This is a genomic window from Segatella copri, from assembly GCF_026015295.1.
Lineage (GTDB): Bacteria > Bacteroidota > Bacteroidia > Bacteroidales > Bacteroidaceae > Prevotella > Prevotella copri_C.
The window spans coordinates 1,638,005-1,654,388 of the sequence record NZ_JAPDUW010000001.1; the positions used below are offsets into that span (position 1 = coordinate 1,638,005).

Annotated in this window: 11 protein-coding genes; 1 reads left to right on the forward strand and 10 read right to left on the reverse strand. The window is 47.7% G+C overall.

Annotated features, from left to right (window positions below; translation table 11 throughout):
* Positions 1–37: 37 nt before the first annotated feature.
* Positions 38–1,933 (forward strand): RecQ family ATP-dependent DNA helicase, encoded by a 1,896-nt coding sequence (locus ONT18_RS07115; protein ID WP_254971246.1) that lies wholly within the window; start codon positions 38–40, stop codon positions 1,931–1,933.
* A 142-nt stretch (positions 1,934–2,075) separates the two neighbouring features.
* Here ONT18_RS07115 and ilvC read toward each other — a convergent pair whose 3' ends face one another.
* The 10 genes from ilvC to ONT18_RS07165 form a co-directional block, all read right to left on the reverse strand.
* Positions 2,076–3,119: a ketol-acid reductoisomerase gene (ilvC, locus tag ONT18_RS07120; RefSeq protein ID WP_089543564.1), complete on the reverse strand. Its 1,044-nt coding sequence runs from the start codon at positions 3,117–3,119 to the stop codon at positions 2,076–2,078.
* A gap of 197 nt (positions 3,120–3,316) precedes the next feature.
* Positions 3,317–4,120 carry an acyl-[acyl-carrier-protein] thioesterase gene (locus tag ONT18_RS07125; RefSeq protein WP_264904684.1) on the reverse strand — a complete coding sequence of 268 codons (804 nt, stop codon included), beginning with the start codon at positions 4,118–4,120 and terminating at the stop codon, positions 3,317–3,319.
* A 115-nt stretch (positions 4,121–4,235) separates the two neighbouring features.
* Positions 4,236–4,781 (reverse strand): acetolactate synthase small subunit, encoded by a 546-nt coding sequence (ilvN, locus tag ONT18_RS07130; RefSeq protein ID WP_117692246.1) that lies wholly within the window; start codon positions 4,779–4,781, stop codon positions 4,236–4,238.
* A 104-nt stretch (positions 4,782–4,885) separates the two neighbouring features.
* Complete coding sequence (ilvB, locus tag ONT18_RS07135; protein ID WP_118152122.1) at positions 4,886–6,601, reverse strand: biosynthetic-type acetolactate synthase large subunit; 1,716 nt, start codon at positions 6,599–6,601, stop codon at positions 4,886–4,888.
* Positions 6,602–6,684: 83 nt separating this feature from the next.
* Positions 6,685–8,487: a dihydroxy-acid dehydratase gene (gene ilvD / locus ONT18_RS07140; protein ID WP_040552905.1), complete on the reverse strand. Its 1,803-nt coding sequence runs from the start codon at positions 8,485–8,487 to the stop codon at positions 6,685–6,687.
* A gap of 382 nt (positions 8,488–8,869) precedes the next feature.
* Positions 8,870–10,015: an OmpA family protein gene (locus tag ONT18_RS07145; protein WP_117728068.1), complete on the reverse strand. Its 1,146-nt coding sequence runs from the start codon at positions 10,013–10,015 to the stop codon at positions 8,870–8,872.
* A 238-nt stretch (positions 10,016–10,253) separates the two neighbouring features.
* A complete protein-coding gene (locus tag ONT18_RS07150) occupies positions 10,254–12,854 on the reverse strand; it encodes an alpha-L-arabinofuranosidase C-terminal domain-containing protein (protein WP_264904689.1) in 2,601 nt (866 codons plus the stop codon).
* Between the two features lie 171 nt (positions 12,855–13,025).
* Complete coding sequence (gene folD / locus ONT18_RS07155; protein WP_119237758.1) at positions 13,026–13,904, reverse strand: bifunctional methylenetetrahydrofolate dehydrogenase/methenyltetrahydrofolate cyclohydrolase FolD; 879 nt, start codon at positions 13,902–13,904, stop codon at positions 13,026–13,028.
* Between the two features lie 29 nt (positions 13,905–13,933).
* Positions 13,934–15,286, reverse strand: a complete 1,353-nt coding sequence (gene ffh, locus ONT18_RS07160) for a signal recognition particle protein (protein ID WP_006847372.1) — start codon at positions 15,284–15,286, stop codon at positions 13,934–13,936.
* Positions 15,287–15,428: 142 nt separating this feature from the next.
* Complete coding sequence (locus ONT18_RS07165) at positions 15,429–16,088, reverse strand: hypothetical protein (RefSeq protein WP_264904692.1); 660 nt, start codon at positions 16,086–16,088, stop codon at positions 15,429–15,431.
* Positions 16,089–16,384 lie beyond the last annotated feature (296 nt).

Genomic DNA, 16,384 nt, shown 5'->3' on the forward strand with positions numbered 1-16,384 from the left:
AAAGCATCGAAATCTGCAAGGGCAAAAGTTTCAAAAAATGGCAGATAAATATCAAGAAATACTACGTACATATTGGGGGTATCCTGACTTTCGCGGCATACAACGAGACATCATCGAGAGTATAGCCCGAGGTGAGGATACCCTCGGTCTTATGCCTACAGGTGGCGGTAAATCCATCACCTTCCAGGTTCCAGCCCTTGCCCAAAAGGGCGTCTGCATTGTGGTAACTCCACTCATTGCGCTGATGAAGGATCAGGTACAGCATCTCAAAGCCCGCAACATCCTGGCTGAAGCCATCTACACAGGATTGTCGCGCCAAGAGATTCTCCGAATATTGGAAAATTGTATTTTCGGTGAAATCAAGTTTCTGTATGTTTCACCAGAACGTCTTTCTTCAGAATTGTTCCAAACTAAACTGCGCCACATTCCGGTGAGTTTCATCACGGTAGATGAAGCTCACTGCATCAGCCAGTGGGGTTACGATTTCCGCCCGTCTTATCTCGAAATTGCAAAAATAAGAGATATGAAGCCCGGTGTACCAGTCCTTGCTCTTACAGCTACGGCCACTCCCGATGTAGTAGAAGATATCCAGAACCAACTTCACTTCAAGAAGCAAAACGTATTTAAAATGAGTTTTGCCCGCAAGAATCTTGCCTATGTGGTGCGCACCACCAACGACAAGTTGACCGAAATGGTTCATATCCTGCAGTGTACCCAAGGCTCGGCAATCATTTATGCGAGAAGCCGAAAACGAACCAAGGAGATGGCAGAACTTCTGAACAAACAAGGTATTTCTGCTACATTTTACCATGCCGGACTGGATTCCGACGTGAAGGATATCCGACAGAAAAACTGGCAAAATGACGAGATAAGGGTAATGGTAGCAACCAATGCTTTCGGCATGGGAATAGACAAGTCAGATGTGAGAATGGTAATTCATATAGATTGTCCAGACTCACTGGAAGCCTATTTTCAAGAGGCGGGTAGAGGCGGAAGAGACGGCGAAAAGGCTTATGCTGTGCTGCTCTACAACCAGAGTGATGAAAACAAACTCATGAAACGCATAGACGAAACCTTCCCAGACAAAGAATTCATCAAAGACGTATACGAGCATCTTGCTTACTTTTTCCAGGTGGCAGTTGGAAGCGGAATGGGACAGACTTTCATGTTCGAGATAGAGAAGTTCTGCTTCACCTACAAGTACTTCCCTACTCGCGTAGACTCGGCTCTGCGCATTCTGGAGCGCTCAGGCTATATCCACTACGAGGACAATCCTGACGGAAAAGCAAGAATCAGATTTAACATCAGCCGAAATGATCTCTATCTGCTAGAGAATGTTTCGGAGAAGGAAGAGTCTGTTATTACGGGGCTTCTGCGTAATTACGGCGGTCTGTTTACCGACTATGTTTACATTGATGAGTCGCTGATAGAGCGTGTAAGCGAACTAAACCGTCAGCAGGTATACATGATTCTGAAAAATCTGAGTGCCCGCCACATCATCGACTTCATTCCCCGCCGCAAGACACCTTATATCAGCTACACGCGTCCTAGGGAAGATGGTTTCAGAGTTATCATCCCTGAGGAGGTATGGGAAGTACGCAAGAAACAGTTTACTGCCCACATCAAGAGTATCATCAATTATGCCAAGAACGACACCATCTGCCGTTCGCGCCAGCTTCTGAGTTATTTTGGCGAAAAAACGAAAATGAAGGACGATTGCGGGATATGTGATGTCTGCATAGACCACAAAATACCCCAGAAGCAAACTATTATATCAGAAATTCTAGACTTGCTGAAAGACGGAAAGCCACATGACATTACAGAACTAAACCAACTGAAATATGATTCAGAAGATATGGCTGCAGTTCTTGAAGAAATGGTTGCAGAGAATATGTTTTATGTCGAGGGAGACAAAATCGTTCATGACCCATAAATGAAATAGCAGAAAGGTGTATCATAAGTTATACTTTATGAGCCCGCTCCCATATGAAATCACTAAAGCCCCTTATAAACAGAAAAAAGGGAACGACACCTCTCGGGCCATTCCCTTTTCAACATTATGTACGAGAAAAAAATTAGTTATTCTCAGGGCGAAGTTTACGAACTGTAACACCAGCCTGCCACATTTCCTTGTTGCGCATAGCCTCGAGTTCAGCGTTCAACTTCTCGCGGTAATCAGCCTGAGAGTTCTTGTCGATAGAAATCTGAGCCTCGTTACCAGTCTTTACAGAGTAGTACAACCACTCCATTACAGGCTTGATAGCCTCACGGAAACGAGGAGCCCAGTCAAGAGCACCACGCTGAGCTGTTGTTGAACAGTTAGCATACATCCAATCCATACCCTTAGCACCGAAGAGAGGGCCAAGGCTCTGTGTGAGCTCCTCAACAGTCTCGTTGAAAGCCTCAGATGGTGAGTGACCATTCTCGCGGAGCACGTCATACTGTGCCTCCAACAATCCCTCAATTGCACCCATCAATGAGCCACGCTCACCTGTGAGGTCAGAAGTAGCCTCACGCTGGAATGTTGTCTTGAACAAATAACCGGCACCGATACCGATACCGAAGGCAATAGTCTTCTCCTCTGCCTTACCAGATGCATCCTGGTATACAGCGTAAGAGCAGTTCAAACCACGACCCTCGCAGAACATAGTGCGGAGAGAAGTACCAGAACCCTTAGGAGCAACCATGATTACATCAATATCCTTTGGTGGAACAACGCCTGTGCGGTCGCTCCAGTTGATAGCGAAACCATGTGAATAATACAAAGTCTTACCTGCTGTGAGGTGTGGCTTAATCTTTGGCCAGCATGCAATCTGACCGGCATCAGAAAGCAACATACAGATGATAGTACCTTTTTCAGCAGCTTCCTCGATAGAGAACAGAGTCTTACCAGGAACCCAACCATCCTTCAGACACTTCTCGTAGGTCTTACCCTGACGCTGTCCGACGATGACGTTGAAACCATTATCGCGAAGGTTACAAGCCTGACCAGGACCCTGGATACCATAACCGATAACTGCGATAGTTTCGTTCTTCAATACTTCACGTGCTTTCTCCAATGAAAATTCATGACTGGTGACAACAGTTTCCATTACGCCACCGAAATTCATTTCTGCCATAATTTTTATTTTTTTTGTGCGGCTTGCCGTTTGTGGAGCCGCGGGTTATACTTGTCCATACGGATGCGAGCTGTATTCTTATCCAAAGAGAGCCTGTTTGATCCGTCCACCCCCTATCCAAGAAGGCGGCTCTGGGTTTATTCTTATTTTCTGAGTGCAAAGGTAAGCAAATAAAATGAAACCACCAAATTTTTCTTTCAATTTTTAATAAATTTAGCCTTACTTCTTACAACTTCCACCTCATTTACGTCATTTTTACCGGTTTTTGTTATCTTTATGCAGTATTCTTGCATTTTTTCTGCCTCACTTGTTTCTTCCAAATAGAAATGAAGTTGGTCTCCCTGGTGACTTTCTGCTACATAAGCTATCTCAAATCTTTGCAAAAAGTGATTTTGGTAATAATCCAGATCAAAGAGGTCGAGGATATGTTCGATGTATTTCACCGAGTTGATGTGCCCGTTAACATCTACATCATGATAATAGGTGTCAATGGTTCTCACCAGCTTGGCATCCTTGCCCATTTTCACTCTCGAACTTGCCTGGATAGGACAAGGTTTTTCCGAATCAATATATTCTTTGATGAGTCCGTCGTGAATTTCAAAAATATCAACAGGCTGTCGGGTCTCCGTATCAATCATTGCCCACACGCTCTTGCCGTAACCGTAAACCTTGGCTTCTTCTGATGATGATGTCTTGCCGCAGATTTTGAAATCTCGGGATGTGAAATATTTCATGGCACTCTCGCACCAGGTTTCTACCACAAAGCGGTCATAAGACTTCGGCATCTCTGTCATCTCAATGGCCAGTCGGCTGAGAACCCATGTCTTGTGTCGGGGCATGAGGTAGTTCATACCGAACCCGCGGTCGTTGCTGTGAAAATCGGCAGCATTGAGCAGATGATTTCCGAGATGCCCCATAAAGAGGTGGCTGCTGAAATCGCAGTGGAAAGGCTCCGATAGGAATTCGTAACGCCCTACCTTATCTAATATTTTCTGTTCCATAATATCTATCTCGTCCTTTTATTTTGTTGTTGTCTTGTTGTTTAAAACCGAAAAAGCCCCCTGCTCCGCTAGTTTGAAGCCAGGGGAACAAAGGGCATCAAAATATGAAAGAAATCTAATCTTCTGAATTCTGCTTGAGATAATCAGAGATGGGTTCGTCAAAACTTCTCGTAACAGCGATTCTGCCGCTTCGGGTATACTGAAGGAGGCAGTTGTAGCTGTTGAGCTGCTGGAAGAGATCGGCGATGTCTTCGGTAAGTCCTGCCAGGAGCACGGTGCTGTAAGTAGGATTCACCTCCATCATGCGGGCATCATGCTTGCGGATGGTGCGCGAAACCTCTGGATTTTCGAGCAATACCGGAGTGGAAATCTTGAAGAGAGCCACTTCATGGATGAAGATCTGGTCGTCGGAGTAGTAATCGCTCTTCACCACGTCAATCTTCTTCTCTATTGCCTTGTTGATTTTCTCAATCTGCTCTTCATCACTCCAAACCGTGATGGTATACTTGTGTATATTCTTGATACTGCTGGCCGAAACATTCAAGCTCTCGATGTTTACCTGTCTGCGAGTAAACACGGCAGTAATCTGATTCAGGATACCGGCAATGTTTTCTGAGTAAACAAGCAATGTATATAATTTCTTTTCGTTGTTATTCTCCATTTTTCCAAATTTTAAAATAATCGGTTACTTTTCGGAGTCTTTCCTTTTCGGAGGATGCTCCCTCATGAAGGAATTTACACCTTATTATATATAACCGAAAGCTTTTAATAATTCAACTCGAGTTGCATCTCATCTACACTCTTGCCCGGCAGCGTCATCGGAACGATGTCTTCATTCTCCTTGATGGCGCACTCCAACAGGTAAGGACCCTTGGTGCTGATCATCTTCTCCACCTTAGCCTGAAGGTCCTTGCGGTCTATTACCACATCGTATGGTATGCCGTAGGCCTTGGCAATCTCTGCATAATGAGGATTCATCATGTGGGTGAAGGAGTGACGGCCGCCGAACATCAGGTCTTGCCACTGGCGCACGTTGCCCAGATAGTTGTTGTTCAGCAGAATCATCTTTACCGGTGCCTGTTGCTCCATGATGGTGCCCAGTTCCTGGATGTTCATCTGGAAACCGCCGTCGCCGAAGAAACAGCAGATGGTGCGGTCGGGAGCTCCGAAGGTGGCACCGATGGCTGCCGGAAGACCAAAGCCCATGGTTCCGAAACCACCACTGGTTACGATGCTCAGCTTCTTGGTAAACTTAAAGTAGCGGCTACTGATCATCTGGTTCTGGCCTACGTCGTTTACGAGAACAGCCTCATTATGAGTAGCTTCCGTTACCACGTTGGTCACCTCGCCCATAAGCAGCGGTCCCTCTGTAGGGTGGATATCCTTCTCTATTACCTTTTCCTGTTCCTGCTGGCGGTATTCCTCGAAGGAATCTCTCCACTCGCGGTGAACATTCTTGTTCAGCAGACGGGTAATGGCTGGCAGACTCTGTTTGCAGTCGCCCACAACAGCCACATCGGTCTTGATAACCTTATCAATCTCAGCCTTGTCAATGTCCAGGTGAATAATCTTGGCCTGGGGAGCATACTTAGAAGGCACGCCTGTGATACGGTCGCTGAAACGCATACCGATGGCGATGAGCACATCACACTCCTGGGTCTTCATGTTGGTAGCATAAGAACCGTGCATGCCGAGCATACCCATGTTGAGCGGGTGGTTGCTAGGCAGGGCAGAAAGGCCGAGCAGGGTTCTGCCGGCAGGGATATCTGCCTTCTCGAGGAATTCGATGAGTTCATTATGTGCACCGCCAAGCTCTACTCCATGACCCACGAGGGCGAATGGTTTCTTGGCATTGTTGATGAGTTCGGCTGCTTCAGCCACCGCCTTTTCATCTATCGTAGGATAAGGGTTGTAAGATGTAACCTTCTCACATTTCACTGGTTCCCACTCGCATGTAGCCACCTGCGCATTCTTTGTAAAGTCGAGCACCACAGGTCCCGGGCGTCCGCTGCGGGCGATGTAGAAAGCACGGCTCACAGCCCATGCCACATCCTCGGCACGGCGTATCTGGTAAGACCACTTGGAGATTGGCTGGGTAACACCCACGAGGTCTACCTCCTGGAAAGCATCGGTACCCAGGGCACCTACGCCTACCTGTCCGGCGATGACTACGATTGGTGTAGAATCCATCATAGCATCAGCGATGCCGGTCAATGTATTAGTAGCTCCAGGACCACTAGTGACAAGAGCGACGCCCACTTCGCCGCTGACTCGGGCATAACCCTGTGCAGCGTGAGCAGCAGCCTGCTCGTGACGTACCAAGATGTGGTCAAACATCTTCTTTTCACCTCTCGTGTAACCGTACAGTGCATCAAACACTGGCATGATGCTGCCGCCCGGATATCCGAAGATGGTTTTAACATCCTCGTTTTTCAGGGAGCGCATCAGTGCTTCGGCTCCTGTTATTACTTCTTTTGCCATTTATATGTTATTATTCTGAATAATTCAAAAACTTTTCTTTTCTCAAAGACTCTAAAAACTGTCTTTTCAAAGACTCTCGAAGACTAGTCGATGATTCTCACACCGCCCTTATCTGCCGAACTTACGCTCTGGGCATAAGCGCGCAGTGCCTTGCTAACCACGCGGTTGCGCTTCAGCGGCTGCTGTGGACGTGCTGCGAGTTCCTCGTCAGAGAGCTTCACATTGATGGAGCGGCTAGGGATATCAATGACGATGATATCGCCATCCTTAATCTTGCCGATGTTGCCACCTGCTGCAGCCTCAGGACTGATGTGACCGATGCTCAAGCCTGATGTACCGCCTGAGAAGCGGCCGTCGGTGATGAGGGCACATTCCTTGCCCAGGTGACGGCTCTTGATGTAAGAGGTTGGGTAGAGCATCTCCTGCATGCCAGGGCCACCCTTCGGACCCTCGTGGGTGATGACTACGCAGTCGCCTGAGTTAACCTTTCCGCCGAGGATGCCTTCGCATGCATCTTCCTGAGAATCAAAGCATACGGCCGGACCCTCAAAATGCCAGAGCACTGGGTCTACGCCGGCTGTCTTTACTACGCAACCGTTCTGGGCGATGTTGCCGAAGAGCACTGCCAGTCCGCCATCCTTGGTGTAGGCATGCTCGAGGTCGCGGATACAACCCTCGGCGCGGTCGGTGTCGAGACTCTCCCACTGAGCATCCTGACTACCCATCTGGGTAGAGAACTTTCTGCCCGGTGCTGAATGGTAGATTCTGTCAGCCTCGGCATCAATCTCTGTGCCGGTAATGTCGTATTTCTTCATCTGCTCATCGAGTGTTTTGCCGTCAACACGCTTTACGGCGCCGTTGATCAGACCGCCCTTGTTCAGCTCGTTCAGGATACCGAGGATACCACCTGCGCGGTTACACTCCTGTACACTGTATTTCTGGGTGTTAGGGCTCAACTTACAGAGGCAAGGCACCTTGCGGCTCAACTGGTCGATGTCTTCCATCTTGAAGTCTGCGCCAGCTTCCTGAGCTACTGCCAGCAAGTGGAGCACGGTGTTGGTGCTTCCGCCCATGGCGATGTCCAGGGTCATGGCGTTGAGGAATGCGTCACGGGTAGCTATATTGCGTGGCAATACGCTCTCGTCGCCGTCCTCATAATATGCATAAGCGTTCTTAACTATCTGGCGTGCAGCATCTTTGAAGAGCTGGATGCGGTTCTTGTGGGTAGCAAGAATGGTTCCGTTGCCTGGCAAACTCAGACCGATGGCCTCGGTGAGTGAGTTCATTGAGTTGGCGGTAAACATACCTGAGCAGCTACCGCAACCTGGGCAGGCGCACTGCTCAATCTGCGTCATCTCCTCGTCAGAAACGCTTGTATCAGCACCCTTAATCATAGCTGTAATCAAGTCGGCGTTCTCACCCTTCCAGCGTCCGGCTTCCATAGGTCCACCTGAGCAGAACACGGTAGGAATGTTCAGTCGCATAGATGCCATGAGCATACCTGGGGTTACCTTGTCGCAGTTTGAGATGCAGATCATGGCGTCGGCCTTGTGAGCATTGACCATGTATTCTACAGAGTCGGCAATGATATCACGGCTTGGGAGGGAATAGAGCATTCCGTCGTGTCCCATTGCGATACCGTCGTCAACGGCGATGGTATTGAATTCGGCTGCGTAGCACCCCATAGCTTCGATTTCCTTCTTGACGATCTGACCGATTTCATGAAGATGGGTATGACCTGGCACAAACTGAGTAAAGCTGTTCACGATAGCAATGATTGGTTTACCAAACTGCTCGTGTTTCATACCTGCAGCTACCCAGAGTGCTCGGGCACCTGCCATTCTTCTGCCTTCAGTGCAGACGCTACTTCTTAATGGATGTTTCATATCTTTTTTTCTTTTATTTCCTTGCTTAAAAGGGCTCTTTCGAGCCCATTTGTTATAATTTGCCTGCAAAGATACAGAGAATTTATGTAATAGCCAACTAATTTCGTATAAAATTTCAGAAAACTTCGTTTTTTTGTTAGAAAAACAAATAAAATGCTTACAATTTATCACGATAGATACTCATTTCTGCTGATTTTGTGCAAAAAAACAAGAAAGAGCTTATTAACCACACTGAACTCTTATCTTATTAAGATTACCTGACGAAAAAGTATAAAGCGAGGCGGCCAGACATGTAAGAAAGATAAGAAGAAAAAAAATCCTCCTAAACCGAAGTTTAGGAGGACCTGGTCACAAGACCAAATATCTGAAACTACTTATTTCTTTATTCAGCTGCATTGTTATCATTGAATGTAGCAACACGGTTGAACTCAACCTGCTTGAAGAGCTTGTCAGTAGCACCCATACCCTTAGCCTGAAGACGATTTGCGCTAATCTTGTAAGTCTTAACGAGAATGTTCTTTACAGCATTGGCACGAGCCTCAGAAAGTTTCTGGTTAAGTTCCTTAGAACCCTCTGGAGATGCATAACCCTTAATTTCAACCTTAGCATTTGGATGATTCTTCATATACTGAGCAATCATCTCGATGTTTGGCATCTGGCTACGCTCTACTTTTGACTTACCTACAGTAAACAATACTGTTGGCTGCAAATTGGTAGCAGTAGCTGGCTTTACATACTTAGGAGCCTTCTGGCACTCATTGAGCGCATTCTGGAGATCCTTGATCTGCTTGTCCTTAGCTGCGAGTTCAGAATCCTTGCTATTCAAGTCGTTGCGGAGGTTGTTGATCTGACCATTCAAACCATCAATCTCGTTCTGGTCGCGTGGAGTTACGATAGTGAAGTTGTGAGAGTTGTTAGAACCCTTGAACTTGTAGTTAACACCCACCTTAACCTGGAAAGCAGACTTGTTAACATCAAACTGGCAACCATTGCAAGCACTCTTGTTGTCGTGAAGGAACCAATTCATAGATGGCTCTACATATACCTGCCAAGCCTTGTTTGCGCCAAGGTTGAATGCGAAGTCAACACCTGCGTTAGCTGTGAGGGCATTGAGGTTGCCATTATGAAGGTTGAAAGAGTGGTAACCACCGATGCCTGCCAATGGGATGATTTCGAATTTACGTGGCTCACCCTTGTAACCCAAGAAGAGGTTTGTTGCATTGATAGTACCGATGAACTTACCGCTTGCACCACGAACCAAAGTCTTATGTGTAAAAGGCAGGTTGCGGTTACGAGCATAGAGGTCAGCCTCTACAGCAGCACCCCAAACTGGAGTAAACCACTTTCCGAGACGTACACCTACTGAAGGATTTACGTTCTTGAACCATGCATTGTGAGTAGTCTTTGTAGCAGCTCCAACGTTTACACCAAGATACCAATTGTCAAAGAACTTGCTCTCCTGTGTAGTCTGAGCAGATGCAGATACTGCCATTACGGCAGCAGCAAACATTAATACTAACTTTTTCATTTTCTCTCTAAAATTTGATTTTATATAAATTACTTAAAACTTCATTTTCAGGGTGCAAAATAATAAAAAAAATTATTAACTACCAAATTTTTGGCCATATTTTATGCTGTAAAACATAAAAAATGGAGAAAAAGAACATTTTAATATCCTATTTCTCCATTCTATTTTACTCAAAATGAATAATCTGAGCCATTATTGGTTCTATCCGTTTCTATCAGAAAACATCTTCTGAAGAAAGCTAAAGTTCGAAAACCTGAGCGCTTCTGCCTGCGATGGTTACCTGCTTGTTGCCCAAGCCAGAAACCGAGAGTTTCAGCGTGCGAGGCAAGGCATTCACCACTTTAAGCCAGGTTTTGCCCGATTTAGAATCCTTCACCACACTGGTGCCCACATATTTCTTCAGCGCATCCGGCAGACTGAGCACGGATGAGATGTAGAGGTCACCGGCATGCTGACCGAACATCTTCTGAATCTTGTAGCTCTCGCTCGCGCGTACATTATTATTATCAAAGTAAATCATGTCCGGCTGCCAGTTGCTGTATCCGTCCTTACACAAGAGAGGAGCATAGGATGTCATTTCTACCACATCGCCGTTGCGCTCCACATTGCAGAGGTGGATGCCCTCAGCCAGCGCATTGTCTACCGCATTGGTACCGCGAGATGCATATTCGCCCAGATAAACCTTAGGAGCCTTGCGGTCGTAATGGTCGTAATAATCCTGATGGTTCAGGAACCAGCCCGGCTGCTCATAATAATGCTCGTCTACGGCATCAATCCAGCGCTTGTTTTCGCGGGCAATCTTCCAACCCTCAATATAATCGGAAGACGGGAAGTGGAACGGACCTACGGTACCTACCACCTCGAGCTGAGGATACTTCTGCTTCACTGCCTTGCAGATCATCAGGTAGCGCTGCTCGAAATCGGTAGAGATGAGGTCTTCGTTGCCGATGCCTATCATCTTGAGGTTGAACGGAGCCGGATGACCCGCATCGGCTCTCATCTTAGCCCACTTAGAGGTGGCAGGGTCGCCATTCGCCCATTCTACCAGGTCTAGCACGTCCTGAATATACTGTTGCATCTCGCTCATCGGGATTCCGCCCTGCTGACCAGCCACTCCGCGCTCATCTGCCACAGAGTTCTGACAAGGAACACCTGCCGCCAATACAGGCAGCGGCTCGGCTCCCATATCCTCGCACCACTGGAAATACTCATAGAAACCCAGCTGGCGGGTCTGATGGTATCCCCAGATGTTGTAGGCTGGCTTGCGATCTTTCTGCGGCCCCACGCTCTCCTTCCAGTGGTAAATGTTCTTGAGCCCCTGACCGTGGAGCATGCAGCCGCCCGGGAAGCGCACGAAGCGAGGCTTCAGGTCGGCAATGGCCTCGGCAAGGTCTTTACGCAGTCCATGACCCTTGTAAGTATCTTGTGGTTTGAGACTTACCAAATCTACCGCCACTTTCTGCTCGCCCTTAGGCAGAATGGCGAACCGGATGTTCTTGCCCAGCTTGCCCTCCTTGGTGGTGGCTTCACTGGCGAGTTCGCCCTCATATTTATCGGTCACGATGAGCTGCGCCTTATATTCCTTCCAGTCTGCGCCCTGCACCTTAATCTTGGTCTGGCATACCGGCAATCCCTCCTGGTTTACGAGCGCCAGGGTGAGGTTTTTCTTCTTGGCATCAATGCAGCGGGCGTGCAGGCTCACCTCGTAGATGGCTGGCTGATGCTTACCCTCCTTGCCCTCAACGGCAGTTCCGCGACGTATGGCGATGCCGTCCCAACCTATATTATAAATAGGTGTAGCGCCCAGAACGGCGTAATGGGTATTGTTCTGGCTCACCCCATTTTCGGTGGCGATGCCCTCTTTCTCTACCCCCACCCATGCCGTGGTGGCGTTCCACTGGCGGCGGTGGTCTTCCATGTTATACTCGAAGTCGCCGTTCTGCAACATTTCTGCAGAGAGTCCTCCGTCGGCAGCGCGGCTGATGTCTTCGAAGAAGATACCCATCAGCTTATTGGAGATGCGGTGGGATTTCTGCGGATTGATACTGAGGTTGGCAGGGATTTCCGAATCTTCCGGCAGGTCGATGTGGTTTACCTTGGCATAAGCTGCGAGGTCGGCATCGGTCTTCGGCATCGGCTGGGCGTTGAGTTTTGCCTCTTCAGAGAGGGCGTGGAACCAGGAACGGATGTAGTTGAGATGCACTGCCGGCACCTCGAAATCGCAGCCATGGAAGAGTTTTCCGCCGATGGTTGCGGTGTCGCGCTGCCAGAGTATCTCGTCGGCAGAAGCTTCCAGCGTATCTTCCTTGAAGGTACGGAAATCGTTGCTTGCCTGTACGTATCGCTTGCCCTTGGATGTCTTGAGATAGATGTCGAAGTTGCCGTCATCCATCTGATAGGCAGCCACATCCTTCACGCCTTTTTCGCGGATGATGGGATAATCCTGCGGGCGCCAGGTGATGAGGTCTTCTGAATAGGCTACGGCAAACTGCGGTGCATGCTGGTTCACGCTCCAGAGTGCGCGCCATGTGCCGTCGTTGGCTTTTACCACGAAGGGGTTATACATCTTCTTTTCAGCTCCCCACGGACCGTAGTCGCTGGCGCAGAGCTGTCCTACATCCACCCAACGCTCATCGTCGGTGAAATAAGCCAGATGCAACCTCTGGTTGGGTGCTGGCGAATAGATGAATATCTGACAGATGGAGTCCTTGCCCTGTATGGTGTATGCAGGGGCATCCTTGTCTACTTGCTTCTGCATCTGCTGTCTGCTGACAGCCTGACTGGCACTGGCAGCTGCCACGAGCAGCGCCGACGTAAATACGTACTTTAGTTTTACCATGTTTCTATATTTTTAGATTAATATTATTTGTGTCTGTTTTACACTCTTTCTCTCGGCTTGATAAAAAGGCAGAGTGCATCCCTGCACCCTGCCCCACAAATTAGAGAGTTATAAAAAATCAAGTATGCAGTGACTTAAGCACTGCTTCTTTCTGAAATAATTATCTTCTTTCTAGCTGTAATATTCCTTCTTGCCGGCAGCCAGCGTATTCTTCATCAGCGAACAGATGGTCATCGGACCAACGCCTCCCGGAACAGGAGTGATGAAGGAACACTTCTCTGCCACCTCGTCGAATTTCACATCACCGTTTAGGCGGAAACCGCTCTTCTTCGTAGCATCAGGCACGCGGGTGGTACCCACATCAATGACTACGGCTCCCGGCTTCACCATATCGGCTGTCACGAAATCAGGACGGCCTATGGCTGCGATGATGATATCTGCCTCCTGACACTCTTTCTTCAAATTCTTGGAATGGGAGTGGCATACGGTGACGGTAGCATCGCCATACTGCTTCTGCATCATCAGCTGAGCCATTGGTTTGCCTACGATGTTGCTTCTGCCCAGAATGACGCATTTCTTGCCACTGGTCTCAATATTGTAATGCTGCAGCAGGGTGAGGATACCGAGCGGAGTGGCAGAGATGAAACAAGGCATGCCGAGCGACATTCTGCCCACATTTACCGGGTGGAATCCGTCTACATCCTTGCGGTAATCTATTGCCATAGTCACCTTCTGCTCATCGATGTGCTTAGGCAGAGGAAGCTGAACGATGAATCCGTCAACATCATCATCCTGGTTCAGCTTGTCTACACACTGCAGGAGCTCTTCTTCGGTAACATCCTCCTCATAACGGATGAGGGTCGACTTAAATCCACACTTCTCGCAGGCCAGCACCTTGTTCTTCACATAGGTTTCACTGCCTCCGTCGTGCCCTACGAGCACGGCTGCCAGGTGTGGCTGCTTGCCACCGGCGGCTACAATCTGTGCCACCTCCTGGGCTATCTGTTCCTTGATGGCGGCTGCCGTCGCCTTTCCGTCTATAAGCTGCATTTTTCTTTAGTTTAACGTTTATACTTTTCTTACATTCCCGGCATCTTAGGCATGCCTGGCATACCCTTCATGCGGCTCATCATCTGCGCCATTTTGTTGCCGGTCATCATCTGCATCATCTTGCGGGTCTGGTCAAACTGCTTAATGAGTTTGTTCACCTCCTGGATGTTGGTGCCCGAACCCTTAGCGATGCGCTGGCGGCGTGACGTGTTGAGGATGGCCGGATTGGTGCGCTCCTTAGGAGTCATACTCTGGATAATGGCCTCTACGCCCTTGAATGCATCCTCTGGGATGTCTACGTCGCGGATAGCCTTGCCCACGCCCGGAATCATCGCTGCCAGATCCTTGATGTTACCCATCTTCTTAATCTGCTGAATCTGGTTGTAGAAATCGTTGAAGTCAAACTGGTTCTTTCTGATTTTCTTCTCCAGTTTCTTGGCCTCTTCCAGGTCGAACTGCTCCTGTGCGCGCTCTACGAGAGATACCACGTCACCCATGCCGAGGATTCGGTCTGCCATACGAGCTGGGTGGAACACGTCAATGGCGTCCATCTTCTCGCCGGTACCTATAAACTTGATTGGCTTGGTTACCACGGTACGGATACTGAGGGCAGCACCACCGCGGGTATCACCATCGAGCTTGGTGAGAACAACGCCGTTGAAGTCGAGGCGGTCGTTGAATTCCTTGGCTGTGTTTACGGCATCCTGACCGGTCATGGAGTCAACCACGAAGAGGGTTTCGTCTGGACGGAGATGATTCTTGAGATTGCTGATCTCGTTCATCATCTGCTCATCAATGGCGAGACGTCCGGCTGTATCGACGATTACCACATCGTTGCCGTTAGTCTTAGCCTGCTGGATGGCATGGTCGGCGATACTGAGCACATCCTTGTTCTCAGGCTCGCTGTATACCGGAACACCCACCTGCTCACCCACTACATGGAGCTGCTGGATAGCTGCCGGACGGTAAACGTCGCAGGCCACGAGCAATGGCTTCTTGCCTTTCTTGGTCTTGAGCATGTTGGCAAGCTTGCCGCTGAAGGTAGTCTTACCCGAACCCTGCAGACCGCTCATGAGGATGACGGCCGGATGACTTTCGAGCTTCAATGGGGCTTCTTCGCCGCCCATGAGTTCTTCCAGTTCATCGTGCACCAACTTGATCATCAACTGTCCCGGCTTTACGGCAGTAAGTACATTCATGCCGAGTGCTTTCTCCTTCACCTTGTTGGTGAATTCCTTAGCCACTTTATAGTTTACGTCGGCGTCGAGGAGTGCACGGCGCACATCCTTCATGGTTTCCGCCACGTTGATTTCTGTAATTTTTCCCTCGCCCTTCAAGATTTTGAACGAGCGTTCCAGTCTATCACTTAAATTTTCAAACATTTTTCTTTCTTTATATTTTTGGCTACAAAGATACGACTTTTTTTCGAGAAAGCCAACTTGTTTATGCTTTTTTTTATCCCGTCGGCTAAAATAGCTGTCGCTCTGCCTTTCCCGAGTTCATTTCTTCAGTTTACTCTTGTGCTTATTTTTCAGGATTCTCCTTCTTTTTCGATTTTGATTCAGCATCAGAAGTTGCTTTTTTCTCTTCTGTAGCCATTTCAGAAGGAGGATCTTTCTTAAAAGCCGAGACATCATACGGATTAGTCAATTCATACTTTTTCCCCGTTGCTTTTTCATAAGCAGCTACCACAGGATCCTTATGTTCCATTTTTTCAAATACCTTTTTAGCCTGTTGCAGATGCTTCTTATCACGTTTTCCCTGTTTATCCATCCATCCGAAAGCATCAAAACCAATGCCAGCAGATGAAGTTGGCAAAGAGTTTATCTTCTCCTGAATATCCTCTTCCATGTTTTTGATGCCTTCCTGATTCTTGCCCCAAACTGTCACTTCGCCTAATTGTTTGGCATCCGGCAAGAGAAACAGAGTATCCGGCAGTTCCTTGTACCAGATAGTTGCCTTCATAAAACCAGGTTTCGATACGGTTGCTGAATCAAACTGATAGCGCATCGTCCAATAGCCCCGATAATCTGTTCTTGCCCAATGATTGTTATTGGTATGAATAAGTGCTTCACGAATAGGCACATGATTTTCTGCCGATGCGATGACACACGTTTTCTGCGCATAGGCTACCTGCCCTAACATGGCAAGCAATACTGTTAAAACCAATATGATACGCTTCATGCTTTTTCTCTGATTTATATCTTTTCTTTGTACCAGACAAATTACTTCTTCTTAATATGAATCTGATACAAAAGTAATGATTAAATCTGATACTTCATTAAATTTCCCAAGAAGTTTAAGTTCATTTAAAGAGTAATGTAAAAAAATTAAGCGTCTATAACAGTTGGTTTATTTATAGAGTATCATTCAAAGGTATATAGTATCATTCAAAGGAAAGATATGGTGTTTTCAAACTAAGAAATATTTTTATAAGTAAAAGCATATAGCCTTTAGAGTTCTTGCATATAGTCTTTTTA